Origin of the sequence: Massilia luteola, from assembly GCF_034420155.1 — a bacterium.
Classification (GTDB): Bacteria; Pseudomonadota; Gammaproteobacteria; order Burkholderiales; family Burkholderiaceae_D; genus Telluria; species Telluria luteola.
This window is the reverse complement of record NZ_JAXOFN010000043.1, coordinates 34,943-49,134: the sequence shown is the minus strand read 5'-3', so window position 1 is coordinate 49,134 and position 14,192 is coordinate 34,943. Positions and strand designations below refer to the sequence as shown.

At 67.1% G+C, this 14,192-nt stretch carries 11 protein-coding genes; 5 read left to right on the top strand and 6 right to left on the bottom strand.

Going from position 1 to position 14,192, the window contains the following annotated elements; all coding sequences use genetic code 11:
* Positions 1 to 416 (bottom strand): transposase domain-containing protein (locus U9J41_RS26840; protein WP_322404742.1); only part of this gene is annotated, 416 nt, incomplete at its 3' end.
* Between the two features lie 196 nt (positions 417 to 612).
* Entirely contained in the window at positions 613 to 3,642 is a 3,030-nt protein-coding gene (locus U9J41_RS26835; protein WP_322405236.1) for a TonB-dependent receptor, read from the bottom strand.
* A 510-nt stretch (positions 3,643 to 4,152) separates the two neighbouring features.
* On the opposite strand from U9J41_RS26835, the gene U9J41_RS26830 reads away from it, so the two are divergent.
* Positions 4,153 to 5,412 (top strand): ROK family transcriptional regulator, encoded by a 1,260-nt coding sequence (locus U9J41_RS26830; RefSeq protein WP_322405235.1) that lies wholly within the window; start codon positions 4,153 to 4,155, stop codon positions 5,410 to 5,412.
* A gap of 30 nt (positions 5,413 to 5,442) precedes the next feature.
* On the top strand, positions 5,443 to 6,507 hold the full coding sequence (locus U9J41_RS26825; RefSeq protein ID WP_322405234.1) for an oxidoreductase: 1,065 nt from the start codon (positions 5,443 to 5,445) through the stop codon (positions 6,505 to 6,507).
* A 29-nt stretch (positions 6,508 to 6,536) separates the two neighbouring features.
* On the opposite strand, the gene U9J41_RS26820 is transcribed toward U9J41_RS26825, so the two are convergent.
* Positions 6,537 to 6,926, bottom strand: coding sequence for a MarR family winged helix-turn-helix transcriptional regulator (locus U9J41_RS26820; RefSeq protein WP_322405233.1), 390 nt, complete (start codon positions 6,924 to 6,926; stop codon positions 6,537 to 6,539).
* 124 nt (positions 6,927 to 7,050) lie between these two features.
* On the opposite strand from U9J41_RS26820, the gene U9J41_RS26815 reads away from it, so the two are divergent.
* On the top strand, positions 7,051 to 7,788 hold the full coding sequence (locus U9J41_RS26815) for a siderophore-interacting protein (protein WP_322405232.1): 738 nt from the start codon (positions 7,051 to 7,053) through the stop codon (positions 7,786 to 7,788).
* 69 nt (positions 7,789 to 7,857) lie between these two features.
* Here the strand turns inward: U9J41_RS26815 and U9J41_RS26810 are convergent, their stop codons facing one another.
* From U9J41_RS26810 to U9J41_RS26800, 3 genes are all read right to left on the bottom strand, one after another.
* Complete coding sequence (locus U9J41_RS26810) at positions 7,858 to 8,415, bottom strand: PEP-CTERM sorting domain-containing protein (protein WP_322405231.1); 558 nt, start codon at positions 8,413 to 8,415, stop codon at positions 7,858 to 7,860.
* 14 nt (positions 8,416 to 8,429) lie between these two features.
* Positions 8,430 to 10,775: a family 43 glycosylhydrolase gene (locus U9J41_RS26805; RefSeq protein ID WP_322405230.1), complete on the bottom strand. Its 2,346-nt coding sequence runs from the start codon at positions 10,773 to 10,775 to the stop codon at positions 8,430 to 8,432.
* A gap of 388 nt (positions 10,776 to 11,163) precedes the next feature.
* Positions 11,164 to 12,135, bottom strand: a complete 972-nt coding sequence (locus tag U9J41_RS26800) for an MBL fold metallo-hydrolase (RefSeq protein WP_322405229.1) — start codon at positions 12,133 to 12,135, stop codon at positions 11,164 to 11,166.
* Between the two features lie 129 nt (positions 12,136 to 12,264).
* Here U9J41_RS26800 and U9J41_RS26795 point away from each other — a divergent pair, with 129 nt between their 5' ends.
* Positions 12,265 to 13,377, top strand: a complete 1,113-nt coding sequence (locus tag U9J41_RS26795; RefSeq protein ID WP_322405228.1) for a sensor histidine kinase — start codon at positions 12,265 to 12,267, stop codon at positions 13,375 to 13,377.
* Positions 13,374 to 14,180, top strand: coding sequence for a LytR/AlgR family response regulator transcription factor (locus tag U9J41_RS26790; protein ID WP_322405227.1), 807 nt, complete (start codon positions 13,374 to 13,376; stop codon positions 14,178 to 14,180). Before U9J41_RS26795 ends, U9J41_RS26790 begins: the two co-directional genes overlap by 4 nt.
* The last annotated feature ends 12 nt before the right edge of the window (positions 14,181 to 14,192 follow it).

Below are 14,192 nucleotides of genomic sequence, written 5' to 3'. Positions count from 1 at the left end.
AGCTTGAGTGTGGTCCCGTCCATGGCAAGAAGTTGCAGGCCCTTGAACTGATACCGCTGCTCATCCTGCTGGTGCCAGCGCCGGGCCGAGGCGGCGAACAACCAGGCCAGCGGCTCCTCGCCAAGCCGCTGCCGCGCCTGGGTTGCGGCGCTATCGGTCACACAGCGGTCCTCCAGGTCCGGTAAAGCCAAGTCCAGTTCCGCCAACACTTGACGTACTGACCGGTGTCGGTACAAGGCCAGCGCAATCACCAGCCATACTACCTGCTGCGCGGGCAAACGCCGCTGGCGGATGCTGGCCTTGCCAGAATAGTTCAGTGCCGCCTCGATCCACTCGGCGGGAAGATGCTCGCCCAGCCGCCTCCAGTCAGGGGCTGCCAAGTCGACAGTAACAAGTGGTAGGGATTCAGATAACATGAAGGCCGCAGGTTAACAGCCCGCGGCCTCGTTTACAAGCGATCGTTGCTGAACTTGCCGCTTAACTTAACGGTATTAGGGTCAGAGCCCGGTTTTTGGAAATTGCCCAAAAACGGGCTCTGACCCCGAAAAAAAGGGCCGCCCCGCAGGACGGCCCGTCGTTACGCGCGGCGCACGCGGCGCCGCCCGTCATCTATCAGAACTTGTAGCGCGCGCCCAGCATGTAGCGCGGGCCGCCGGTCGTGACCTGCAGCACCTGCTGGTCGGTACGGCCGTGCGTGCGCTGGGTCGAGTCGGTCAGGTTGATCGCCTCGAGCGACACGCTCAGGTTCTTGTTGACGTTGTAGCCGATCGACAGGTCGGTCTGGCCGTACGGCTCGACGTACTGCGGGTTCGGCTTGCCGTTGTCGGCCACGCTCGCGAGGAACTCGCCGCGCCAGTTGTAGGCCAGGCGGATCGACCATTTCTGGTCTTCGTAGATACCGACCAGGTTGGCGGAATTCGACAGGCCGACCAGCGCGAACTGGTTACCCAGCCCCATGTTGTCGTACTTGAGGCTCGACTTCACGTACGTGTAGTTGGCCTGGAAACCGAGGCCGTTGTTGAACATGTGCTGCCAGTTCACCTCCGCGCCCTTCAGCGACGCCTTGTCCTGGTTGATGAACGTCGTCACCTGGTACGGCAGGGCCGGATCGCCCGCGATGCCGCTGATGGTGCCGGTCAGGTTGCCCGCCGCGTTGGTGCCGGTCGCCGTCACGCCAGGCTGGCCGGCGAAGTGCGACAGGATGTAGTTACGCATGCAGTTGGTGTCGGTCGCCACGCAGCCCGCGGCGATGGCCGCGTTCCAGTAGCCGCCGCCCACCGGCGTCGTCGCCGTCGTCGACGGCTCGTTGACGACGGTCTGGCCGGCGTAGTCGGACAGGTCCTTGTAGAACAGGCCCAGCGACACCATGCTCTGCTTCGTGTAATACCACTCGGCCGACAGGTCCAGGTTCTTCGACTTCACCGGCGACAGGCCCGGGTTGCCGCGGTTCGCCGTGGTGCCGGTCACGCCCGCCGTGGCGCTGTACGTGGTGCCGCCCTCGATCTGGTCGTAGCGCGGACGGCCGATCGATACGCCATAGCTGGCGCGTACCTTCAGGTCGTCACGCACGTCCATGTCCCAGTCCACCGTCGGCAGGAAGTTGCTGTAGCTGCCGGTCTGGGTCTGGAAGGTCTGCGAGCCGAACACGATCGGCAGTTCGTTCTGCGAGATCCAGTTGACCTGGGTCGGCTGCTTCAGCAGGCCGGTCGAGGCGACGTCGGTCTTCTCGTAGCGGAAGCCCACGCCGGTGTGCATCGGCATCGCCGTGTCCCAGTCCGTGTTGAACTGCATGAACAGCGCCTTCGTCTTCTCGATCGTGGTGCGGTTGAAGCTCGGGTTGTCCAGGCTCGGGGTATAGCCGGCCTGGTCGCCCGTGACCTTGATCGCGTTGTCGCGCACGTCGGCGAAGTTGAACAGGTTGTAGCGGTTGTACATGCGCGGATCGTTCGAGCCGCCCAGCTTGCTGAAGTACTGGCTGATGCCGTCGGCGAACCACAGGTTCTGGTTATAGGCGGTGCCCGGGGTCGTCGACGTGCCGCCCCACGAGTCGCGCTGCACCTGCTGGAACACGGAGTGGTTGTTGACCTTCGAGTGCGACAGGCCGAAGTTCAGGTTCGACGACTCGAACAGTTTCAGGCTGCCGCCGGCCTGGATCTGGTCGATCTTCATCTTGTTCAGGCCATCCTGGAACCACGAGCCGGACACCTGGTTCGGCGCGGCCGTGTAGTCCGCGCCGCCCGGGATGACGAGGATCGGCATCTCCTGGCTGAAGTCGACGCCCGTGGTGCCGCGCGAGAAGCTGACGGTCGCCAGGTCGTTGTTCGAGCCGTACGGGCTGTCCGATTTCGACTCCGCCACCGAGTGGTGCATGTCGAGCGACAGGCGCAGGGCCGGCGAGACGCGCCACTGGGTGTTGAAGCCGATCGAGTCCAGGGTCGACTTGGTGGCGAAATCGCCGCCGTTCATCGCCATGTCCTGGTTCGTCACCTGCTCTTCATAGTACAGCGGCGAGGCGATCGGACCGTTGGTCCACTTGCTCGTCTGGGCGTTCAGCGGGTGGTTGAACCAGACCGACAGCTCGTGGTACTTGGTCTGGATCTTGTTGTCCGCGTACGTGTAGTCCAGCGTGGTCGTGATGTCCTTCACGGGGCGGAACTGGAACGTCAGCTGGCCGTTGGTGCGCTGGCGCTGCGAACCGCGCACGAAGTACGACAGGTTCTGCGGGGTCAGGTAGATGTCGCTGGCCTTCGGCGGGTTCGTCACGCCGACGCCCGACACCGGGACCGGACCCGGGTCCTGGCTGACGGTGTCGCCATGGAACGGGCCGAGCCAGCCGTTGGTGACGGCGGCCTGGTTCACGCCCAGGTTGCGCGACTGGTAGCTGCCGGTGACCGCGAAGCCGAACATGCCGTCATGCCACTTCGTGCTGTACAGGCCCGAGACTTCCGGCGTGATCTTCTTGCCTGCGTCGATGTCCGGCAGGTTGTTGTTGGACTTGTCGTACACGCCTTTCACGCCGAACGTGGCGCGGTCGCCCATGTCCAGCGGACGGCCGGTCATGATGTTCAGGGTGGCGCCGATGCCGCCCGGCGGCGTGTCGGCGCGGGCGCTCTTGTACACCTGGATCTGCGATACCGCTTCCGACGCCAGGTTGGAGAAGTCGAACGCGCGGCCGGCCTGGTCGCCCAGGTTCGCGGTCGGCATCTGGCGCCCGTTCAGCAGCACCATGTTCAGGTCCGGACCGACGCCGCGCACGGTGACCTTGGCGCCTTCGCCGCGGTTGCGGTCGATCGACACGCCGGAGATGCGCTGGACCGCTTCGGCCAGGTTCGTGTCGGGGAATTTGCCGATGTCGTCGGCGACGATGCCGTCGACGATACCATCGGAGTTACGCTTCAGGTTCAGCGTGGACTGCATGCTGGCGCGGATACCGGTCACCACGACGGTATTCGTCGCGACGCCCTGCACCGCCGTGGTCACCGCCGTGTCGGCGGGCGTTGCGACGCCGTTGGATGCACCGTTGTTCGCGTCCTGTGCGTAACTCGGTGCGACCAGGGCGGCGCAAGCGCTCGCAACGGCCAGGCTGATCAGGCGGTGCCTGGTGTTCAGGTGATGGGAAAAAACCCTCTTGGTGTACAGCACTGTGTCTCCTCTCGTCTCTCGAAAAAAACGTCGCGCCCGACGGGCGCAGACGTCCGTGGTGGTGGTACTACTCTTGCCGTCCCCCGGTGTCCGTCCTGGTCTGCGGGGGCTCTGTCGTCCGGGTCGCGGCGGCCGTCCTGGGCAGCGCAACGTTGACTCTTTGATCATTGATAGCGGACATCATTTATTCAAGATTAAGAACATTTGCGACATTGGTCAATCGGTCGAACGAAATGTATGCATGTAAAAAATGCCTCGGCGCACCAAAATGGGCCGCGTTTTGTCTGCCGCAACGCGCATTACGTAACATATGTACCAAGATCAGCGGATTTGCTCAAGAAATCGATTTCATAAATAAATCAATCACTTCGTTCCGCGCCCCACCCGCGGCGGGACCGTTATACTTTTCACCAGCCGGCCGGCGCAGTGTTATAAATATGCGTAACGCATAACGTACAAAATTTCAAATCTGTTGCATAATCATCACAAACCACTTGATTTTTCCCGCCCATGCCCGTTACCGGTGACCAGCAACTCCTCAAGCAACTGAACCGTATGGCGCTGGTACGCCAGGTGAGTACGCAGCCCGGCCTGTCGCGCGCCGCGCTGGCCGACGTCCTGGGCCTGACCAAGTCGACCGTCAGCCTGCTCGTGCGCGAACTGGTCGACGAAGGCTGGCTCACGGAAAGCGAGCTGCTCGTGACCGGCGAAGTGGGCCGCCGCGCCACGCCCCTGCACCTGGATCCGTCGCGCCTGGCCCTGCTCGGCGCCGAACTGGGCGTGGACGAGGCGCGCGTCGTCGCCACCAACCTGCTGGGCGAAGTACTCGACACGCGCATCCTCACCTACGAAGACCCGGGCGATCCGGAGTCATGCATCCGCCTCGCCGCCGTCGCCCTCGTCAAGCTGGCGAAGCGGCTGGCGCGCCCCGCCGGCCAGGGCACGGCGCGGCGCGTGCTGGGCGTGGGCATCGGCCTGCACGGCGCCGTCGACGAAGCCCTCGGCCTGCTGCACCACGCGCCCCACCTCGGCTGGCGCGACGTGGACGTGGCCGGCATCGTCCAGGCCCACGTCGTCGGCTCGTCGCTGGACGGGCTGCCGCTGTCGATGCAGAACGAGGCGAACGTGGCGGCGCTGGGCGAATTCGAATTCGCCGACCAGTCGGGCACCGATCCGCTGATCTACCTGTCGATCGGCTACGGCGTGGGCGCCGGCGTGATCGTCAACGACCGCCTGCTGACCGGCCTGCACGGCTTCGCGGGCGAAGTGGGCCACGCGATCCTGCAGGCCGGCGGACCGCTGTGCCAGTGCGGGCGGCGCGGCTGCGCCGACGCGCTGATCGGCCTCGGCTCGCTGCTGGGCCGCGAACACCCCAGCCATCCGGCCCTCGAGCGCCTGTTCCGCCGCGTGGCCGACGGCGACAAGGCCACGTGCGCCGCCGTCGATGCGGCCGGCCGCCAGCTCGGCATCCTCCTGAACAATCTGTGGGCCGGCTTCGACCCGATGGCGATCGTGATCGGCGGCCCCGCGCTGCAGCTGGGCGACGCGTTCATCGAACCGGCGCGGCACGTGCTGGCCGCGTATGCGCATGCCGCGATGCTGCCGCCGCCCGCCATCCGTACCTCGCACTTCGGCGCCCAGGCCGTGGCCGTCGGCGCCGCCGCGCTGGCGCGCTACCGCGTCACGCGGCCGCTCGACGTGCAGCGCATCGAACGCAGCGCCGGCCGCGGGACGGGTTCCCGTCCGGCCGGGCTGGCGCTGCCGCACTGACACATATAAATAACGATCACAAGGATCACAATGACCGCTGACACGATCAACGTTGGACTCATCGGCTACGGCTTCGCCGGCCAGGTCTTCCACGCGCCGCTGCTGCGCACGACGCCGGGCCTCGCCATCGCCGCGGTGGCCAGCCGCAATCCGGACAAGGTGCGCGCCGACCTGGGCGACGTCGCCGTGCACGCCGATCCGGCGGCCCTCCTTGCCGATCCCGCCGTCCGGCTGGTCGTGCTGGCCAGCCCGAACCCGACCCACTTCCCGCTCGCGCAGGCCGCGCTGGAAGCGGGCAAGCACGTCGTCATCGACAAGCCGTTCACGGACGATGCGGTGCAGGCGGGCGCGCTGGTGCGCCTCGCCGAGGACAAGGGCCTGCTGCTCAGCGTGTACCACAACCGCCGCTGGGACAGCACGACGCGCACCGCGCTGCGCCTGCTCGCCGAGGGCACGCTGGGCCCCGTGCGCCACGCGGCCATGCATTTCGACCGCTTCCGCCCGCAACCGCAGGCGCGCTGGAAAGAAGAGCTGGATGCCGGCGGCGGCATCTGGATGGACCTGGGCCCGCACCTGCTCGACGAAGCCGTGCTGTACTTCGGCGAGCCGCTGGCCATCGAGGCCGACCTGCCGACGCTGCGTCCGGGCAGCCGCTGCGAAGACCAGTTCCAGGCGCGCCTGCGCTACGCGGACGGCCTGCGCGTGGACCTCGGCGCCAGCATGGTGGCCGCCGTCGCGCGCCCGCGCGTGGCGCTGCACGGCCTTGCCGGCAGCTGGGTCAAGCAAAACCTCGACCCGCAGGAAGCAGACCTGATCGCGGGCCGCCTGCCGTCCGGCGCCGCGGCCGCATGGGGCGTCGACACGGAGGCCGGCACGCTGGCCGTCCTGCGCGACGGGACGGTCGAGACGTCGTCCCTGCCCACCGAAAACGGTGCGTATCCGTCGTATTACGCGGGTATCCGCGACGCGCTGACCGGCAAGGGCGCGAATCCCGTGCCGGCGCGCCAGGCGCTCACCGTCATGCGCCTGCTGGACGCCGGGCGCCTGAGCGCGGCCGTGCGGCGCGAAGTGCTGCTGTCCGACGTGGCGGCCTGACGAGCGGGCACCACGGGGCGGGTCCGGCCCTACTCCGCCTCGAGGTTCGCGCGCACCCGCGCCAGCAAGTCCAGCAGGGTCGCGCGTTCCTCTTCCGATATGCCGTCCAGCGCCACCTCGGCCAGCGCGCCGTCGTGGCGATGCAGCGCCGCGTACATCGTCTTCCCCTCGCCTGACAACGACAGCCGCGTGCTGCGCTTGTCCGTCTCGTCCGCCGCCGCGTCGAGCAGGCCGCGGTCGCGCAGGCCGCGCACGAGGCGCGCCAGCTGCGCCTTGTCGCGTCCCGAATGCGCCGCCAGGTCGCTCTGCGTCGCGCCCGGACGCCGCGCGAAAAAGCCCAGTACCTTGATCTCCATATGCGCCAGGTCGTGCGGGCCGGCGCGCAGGCTGCGCTGCTGGGCCGAACGGAACAGATGCATGATCGCGTGGACGCGCTCCAGCACCTCCAGCGCCGGCGACGGGGGATTTTGGTTGACTTGATCAACTATATTTCGCATAATCAGGACTTGTAGAGGACATTATCAACTAATTTTCGGAGCAACGATGCAACAGACCGCAGACCACCCGGACACGCTGGTGCGCCGCGTACGCCACGACCTCAAGCTGCGCGACGTCACCGTCGCGCGCGTCGAACCGCTGGGCCCCGGTTTCGCCGCCATCACCTTCACGGGCGAGGCACTGGCCGATTTTACGTCGCTGTCGTTCGACGACCACGTCAAGTTCATGTTCGCGGACGCGGACGGCACGCAGGTGAGGCGCGACTATACCCCACGGCGCTTCAGCCGCGAAGCGCGCGAGCTCGTGATCGAGTTCGCGCTGCACGGCGACGGCGAGGCCGCCGGGTGGGCGCGCCGGGCAGTAGCGGGCCAGCGCGCACTCGTCGGCGGGCCGCGCGGGTCGATGATCGTGCCGCTGGCACTCGACTGGCATCTGCTTGCCGGCGACGCGACCGCGCTGCCCGCGATCGCCCGCCGTCTGGAGGAGCTGCCGGCCGGCAGCCGGGCGATCGTGCGCGTGTTGGCGGCGCCGGACGACAGGCGCGCGTTCGCCGGCCGGGCCGACGTCGACCTGCGCTGGTTCGACACGGCCGAGGCGCTGGTGGTGGATGTGCAGGCGCTCGCGCTCCCGGCGGGGCGCGGCTTTGCGTGGGGCGGCGGCGAAGCGTCGCTCATGGCGCGGGTGCGCCGGGCGCTGAACGAAAAAGGCGTGCCGCGCGAGGCGACACGCGTGTCGGCGTACTGGAAACAGGGTGTGGCGGAGCACCACGAGCACCTGGAATGATGGGTAGGCCCGGGAGCCGGCGCTGCCGCACACGGAACGCTTGCGTGGGCTCGGGGAGCCCACGACGCATCACACGGAACGTTTGCGGCGCCGCGCGAACATCAAGCCGGCCAACGAGGTGCCCATCAGCGCCAGCGACCCCGGCTCCGGCACCGTGAACTCGTCCATCGCCCACGCCGTCGGCGTGCTGTTGTAGATGACGAGCGTGTCGATGCCGCCCCAGTCCAGCTGGATCCAGCGCGGCGCCGTCGTGTCCAGCGTGTAGGCACCGGTCGAGGCCAGGAGCTGGCCGTTGCGCCAGCCTTCGAACGAGATCTCCTGCTCGACCAGTCCCGCCGTGAAGTAGGCCCCCGTGTAGGCGAACGCATTCCCGTCGGCCTTCGAGATCGTGGCCGTGCCGCCATACCAGTTGAACGCCGCGTTCATCGGCGACACGGCGCCCGCCTCGAAGCCGCTGCCCGGATAGGCGTCGGCGCGGATCGTCCCCATATTGTCCCAGTCGAACCCCGCGTAGCCCGCGTCGATGAGCTGGGTCTCGTCGCCGGACAGGTCGTCGAAATGGACGACGCTCGCGTTGGCCACCGTGCTGGCAACGATCGCCAGCAGGCCGATGATGGTCTTCTTCATGGTCATGCCTTTCATCAGTGCGCCAGGCCGGCGACTTCGGCGTCGCTGAGGGCCGCGTTATAGATGCGCAGCTCGTCCATCGAGCCCTTGTACGGCGTATCCCAGTAGTTCACGCCGAGCGCGAACGTGCCGGTCGTCGTCGTGAACACGTTCGGGAAGCCCGTGCCGGAGAAGCGTTTCACGCCATTGACGTACACGTTGACAGCGCCGTTGTTGACGGTGAAGGCCACGTGCGACCACTGGTTCACGGGGATGTTCATGCCCAGGCCCGCGTCGTACCAGTTCGATCCCGACCACAGCATCGACGCGCCGCCGACGCCGGCATGGCCCATGGGCAGGAAGCTGACCCAGGAATCCGTCGTGCGCGCGCCGAAGAACGTCGTCGTGAACGCCGTCAGCTGGGCGGGCTTCAGCCACATCGACACCGTGTACGCGTTCGACGAGATCAGGCCGTTCGGCAGGCGCACGCCGGTGGCGCCGTCGAACACCGCCGCGCTGCCGCGCACGCCCGCGGCGAACGCCAGGCTGCCGCCGGCCACGTCGATCTTGTTGCCGCTGACGCTGCCGGGCGCGAACGCGCCGTTCGAATCGGCGAGGTTGCCGTCGAACGCGTAGTACGCCACGAGGCCGCCCAGCTTGCGCACGGTGACGGTGAAGGTCTTCGTCAGCGTGGCCGTGCCTTTCGTGATCCGCGCCGTCAGCGTGACGTTGATCGAGCCGGTCGCCGGCGTCGTCACGATGCCCGTGTTGCTGACGACGGCCGGATTCGACGACGTCCAGCTGATGACGGCATTGCGCGCGGCGGTCGTCGGCAAGGTGAGGTTGCCCGTGACGGCCGTCGTGGCGCCGAGGCTCAGCTCATTGTAGATGGCGGTCGCGACCTGCCTGTCGGTGCGCGGGATCAGGCGGCTGCCGAAGATGGCGATGCCTTCGCGCGACGATGCGGTGAACGTCGTCACGTACGACTTCGACGTCTCGTCCCATTCCGTCAGCAGCACGCCCTTGTACGTCGAGGCGCCGGGCAGGCTGATCTCGATCTGGTTGCCGCCCGGCCTGCGCCACGTGCCCGTCACGGCACCGGTGATGCTGCCGTTGGCGTTCAGCGTGATCAGCTGCGACTTCTTGATGGTGGCCGTGATGTCCTTGCCGTGGTTGACGTACAGGTAGTCGCCGAACACGAATTCGGGCCGCAGGAACGCCGGCTGCGTCTCGTTGGCGTAGCGGTACGGCGCCACGACGGGCCAGCCGTCCGCATTCATGTACATCTGGTGCACGCGCACCTCGTGCTGCTCGCCGCGTTCCGGGAAGCGCGTGTGGAAGATCAGGAAGTGCCTGCCGGTGGCCGGGTCGTACCAGGCCGAGTTGTGGCCCGGCGAGACATAGCCCGTGCCGATGCCGGTGCCCGCCTCGCCCAGCTTGCGCTCGAACAGGAAGTTACCCATCAGCTTGACGCCGTACGGCGCGATCGACACGTCGTCGAACAGCGGCTTGGTCGGATCCGCCTTCACGTTCGCCATGTTGTTGCCCTGGGCGTCGTAGTACGGACCGTCCGGATTCGTCGAGCGCGAGATCCGCATGTTGTAGCCGCCGTTCGCATCGAGGCCGCCGAACGACGTGAACATATAGTAGTACGAGGTGGCCGGGCTGTACATCACGTACGCGCCTTCGATGCGCGCGTGGTTGCCGCCCGTGAGGTGCTTGCCGTAGCCCTGGTTCGGATAAGGCATGCCCGTGGCGGGGTTCATCTGCATGATGAAGATGCCGCCCGAGTACGAGCCGTAGATCATCCACAGCTTGCCCGCGTTGTCGAAGAAGACGTTCGGGTCGACCGTGTTCGGATGCTTCAGCGCGTCGTAGATCGTGCCGTCATTGCTCGCCTGTCCCCACATGCCGGACTTCAGGATGATGCCCTTGTTGACGTACGGCCCCTCCACGCTGTTGGCGACGGCAACGCCCAGCGCGGAACGGGGCGCGTCGCCTTCGCAGGCGTCGTAGTACATATAGTACTTGCCGTCCGCGAGCTGGCGCACGTCGGGCGCCCACAGGTCCTGCACGTTGGCCCACGCGAACGTCTCCGCCAGCTCCGTCAGGACGTTCTTCGAACCGTTCAGGAACAGCGGATTGGCGGCGCTGACGCTGTCCGTCATCTGCGTCCACTTCATGAGGTCCTTCGACTTGGCCGACGCCAGGTGCGAGCCGAACACGTAGAACGTGTCGCCGACCTTGATCACGGAAGGATCGTGCACGGACGCGTTCTGGAAGGTGGGCAGGGTCGCGCCGGCCTGGGCACCGGCATTGGCGGCAATGAAGCAGGAGGCGAATACCGCCGCCATTCCCGCCAGGGATAATAGGTTTTTCACTGTAGTCTCCGTCGTAATAATTATGTATTCGGCGATATGGGGCGCTCTCATCCATATCTGGAACGGAGAATGCGGCATTTTCAAATGCTTTGCAACAGGGCCAGAGACGCCCCTAAGTGACTGATTCGACCGGAAAATTTACAGATTTCAGTATGGAAATAGATGTGATTCCAAAAACCTTGATTTCACCTCCCAAATAAAAAATATGGATATCGATGCGGGAATCCGCGATAACTTTTCCCGAAACGAAAACGATTAACCAGGAAAAAAAGATATCGCAGATTCTTTTGCGTGTTACAAAAAATATTTCAGGTTGCTGTCATTAGAACGCGTGCTCGATGCCGCTGACGATACCGCTGACGATGCCTTCCGACACCTGGCCGATCGATCAACCGGCCCTGAGCCGGCCGCCCCGTTCCAGCACGTAGCGGTCGAAATCGCGCGCCAGGAACACGTGGCCGCCATACACGCCGCGCGCCTCCGCCTCCAGGGCCGCCATCGACGACGGCCCCTCGCCCTCCTGGTAGCGCGGACTGAAATGCGTCAGCACCAGGTTCGGCACGCCGGCCTGCGCCGCCATGCGCGCCACCCGCAGCGCGGAGCTGTGCATCGGCGCCGGCCCCACCTTGCGCAGCACCGCCTCCGTGTACGTGGCCTCGTGCACCAGCACGTCGGCCGCGCGCGCCGCCTCCAGCAGCAGGCCGGGATCGTCGTTGTCGCCGCCGACGATGATCGTGCGCGCCTTGCGCGGCGCCAGCAGCCACTCGTGCGCGCGCAGCACGCGGCCGTCGTCCAGCACCGCGTCGAGACCACGCTGCAGCGCGCCCCACGCCGGTCCCGGCGCGATCCCGGCCGCGCGCAGGCGGGCCGTGTCCAGCCTGCGTTCCACCGCGCGCTCGGTGAAGCGGAAGGCATACGACGGCATGCGGTGCGACAGGGCGATCGCGTCCACGGCCAGGTCGGGCAGGACGGCATGCGCGGCGAGGTCGGCGACGGGAACGAACGCCAGCGGATACGGCAGCCCCAGTCCGGTCGTCGCCATCACGCCTTCGATGAACGTCCACAACGGCGGCGGGCCGACGAGGGTCAGCGGGGCCGTGCGGTTGTGCATCCCGGCGCTGGCCAGCAGGCCGGGCAGGCCGTAGCAGTGGTCGCCGTGCAGATGGGTGATGAAGATGGCGCGCAGGTCGTGCAGCGACAAGGTCGTGTGCAGGATGCGGTGCTGCGTGCCCTCGCCGCAATCGACGAGCGACCAGCCGCCGCCGGGGCCGCGCAGCGCCAGGCCGGTCACGTTGCGGGTCTTGCTCGGCGTGCCGGACGAGGTGCCGAGGAACAGGAATTCCATGTCGCGACGGGTCAAGGATGGTTTCGATCCGATTATGCCCCGTTTCGGTCGCCGCCTGAGCGGTTTCGTCGCAGCCGGCTTGTCCGCGCCCGGCCGCGGCGGCACAATGCGGGCAATCGTACAGCATCAGCACACAGGCCAACCATGACCGTCCTCACCCGCTTGTTCCAGCCCGCGCCGGGCACCTGCCGGCCCCTGCTTCGCCGCATCGCCGACGACGCCGGCGTGTCCGTCATCGTCTGCACCCTGGTCGCCGTCCTGATCACGCTCGTCACCGGCAGGACGCGGGAACTGTACGACCAGATGGTGTACTCGGTGTGCGTCGGTCTCATCGCGCTGGTCTTCATCGACGGCATGCGCTTCACCCTCCTCGACGATCCGGCACGGCGCCGCCGCTGGCTGGTGCCTTGCATCGTGGTCCTCGTCGCGGTGGCGCCCGTCGCCCACTTCGGCGGCATCTCGGTGGGCAGCCTGCTGCTGGGCCGTCCGCTGCCCGACCTGTCCGACTACCCGAACGACCATGGCCAGAAAGGCATGATCGGACTCACCCTGCTGGCCATCGGCGCGATGACTCTCCTGATCCTGAACCGCGAACGGGTCGAGCGCATCAAGCGGGAGGGCATGGAGGCCAGGGTGCGCGCCGAGACGGTCGAGCGCCAGGTCCTGCAGGCCCAGCTCCGGCTGCTGCAGGCCCAGATCGAACCGCACATGCTGTTCAATACGCTCGCCAACCTGCAGGGCCTGATCGCCATCGACCCGCGGCAGGCCAGCCAGATGCTGGACCACCTGATCCAGTACCTGCGCGCCACCTTGTCCGCCGCCCGCGCCGAGACGACGACCCTGGCCCAGGAATTCGCGGCGGCCGACGCCTACCTCGGCCTGATGGCCGTGCGCATGGGCGCGCGCCTGTCCTATCGCTGCGTCCTGCCGGACGACCTGCGCGGCGCGCGGCTGCCCGCGATGCTGTTGCAGCCGCTCGTGGAAAACGCCATCATCCACGGCCTGGAGCCGAAGATCGAAGGCGGCACCGTGACCGTGGAGGCGAGCGTGCGCGCCGGCCTGCTCGACATCTGCGTCAGCGACACGGGGCTCGGCCTCGACGACACGCGGACGGCCGCCAAAGGCAGCGGCGTGGGCGTGACCACGACCCGCGAACGCCTGCACGTGCTGTACGGCGCACGCGCCGCGCTGACGCTGATTCCCGCCCAGCCGCACGGCGTGCTGGCCCGCCTCACGCTTCCCCTGGAGACCGCATGAATCCTTCGACCCCGCTGCGCGCCCTCATCGCCGAGGACGAACCGATCCTCGCCGCCACGCTCGCCGCCACCCTGCGCCGCGTGTGGCCCGACCTCGCCATCGCCGGCACGGCGCCGAACGGCGTCGCCGCCGTCCAGCAGGCGCTGGAACTGCAGCCCGACATCCTGTTCCTGGACATCAAGATGCCGGGCCAGAGCGGCCTGGAAGCGGCGCAGGAACTGGCCGAGCGCTGGGAGGGCCCGCGTCCGTTCCCGCAGGTCGTGTTCGTGACGGCCTACGACGATTACGCCGTGCAGGCGTTCGAACAGGCCGCCGTCGACTATGTGATGAAGCCGGTGAGCGACGCACGCCTCGCCCGCACCGTCGAACGCCTCAAGGCGCGCATCGTCCCCACATCGGAAAAAACCGCCGACGACGGCCTCGCCCAGCTGGTGGAGCAGATGCGCGCCCTGCTGCCGGAAGCGGGCGGGCCCGCCGAGCGCCTGACCGTCGTCCGCGCGGCCGTCGGCAGCATCATCCGCATGATCCCGGTGCAGGACGTCGCGTACTTCCAGGCGCTCGACAAATACGTCAACGTGGCGAGCGCCGGCGGCGACGCGCTGATCCGCCTGAGCCTCAAGGACCTGCTGCCCCAGCTCGACCCGGACCAGTTCCGCCAGATCAGCCGCGGCGCCATCGTCAATATGCGGCACGTGACGAGCGCCAGCCGCGACGACGCCGGCAAGCTGACGCTGCACTTGCGCGACCGCGCCGACACCTTGCGCGTCAGTCCGTTGCTGGCGCACCTGTTCCGGCAAATGTGACCCCGGCGGATG

Excerpts from the sequence above, each read along its gene's own strand:
- U9J41_RS26830 (WP_322405235.1), top strand. The coding sequence starts at position 4,153 with ATGCCCGTTACCGGTGACCAGCAACTCCTCAAGCAACTGAACCGTATG.
- U9J41_RS26825 (WP_322405234.1), top strand. The coding sequence starts at position 5,443 with ATGACCGCTGACACGATCAACGTTGGACTCATCGGCTACGGCTTCGCC.
- U9J41_RS26820 (WP_322405233.1), bottom strand. The coding sequence starts at position 6,926 with ATGCATCTGTTCCGTTCGGCCCAGCAGCGCAGCCTGCGCGCCGGCCCG.
- U9J41_RS26815 (WP_322405232.1), top strand. The coding sequence starts at position 7,051 with ATGCAACAGACCGCAGACCACCCGGACACGCTGGTGCGCCGCGTACGC.
- U9J41_RS26810 (WP_322405231.1), bottom strand. The coding sequence starts at position 8,415 with ATGAAGAAGACCATCATCGGCCTGCTGGCGATCGTTGCCAGCACGGTG.
- U9J41_RS26795 (WP_322405228.1), top strand. The coding sequence starts at position 12,265 with ATGACCGTCCTCACCCGCTTGTTCCAGCCCGCGCCGGGCACCTGCCGG.
- U9J41_RS26790 (WP_322405227.1), top strand. The coding sequence starts at position 13,374 with ATGAATCCTTCGACCCCGCTGCGCGCCCTCATCGCCGAGGACGAACCG.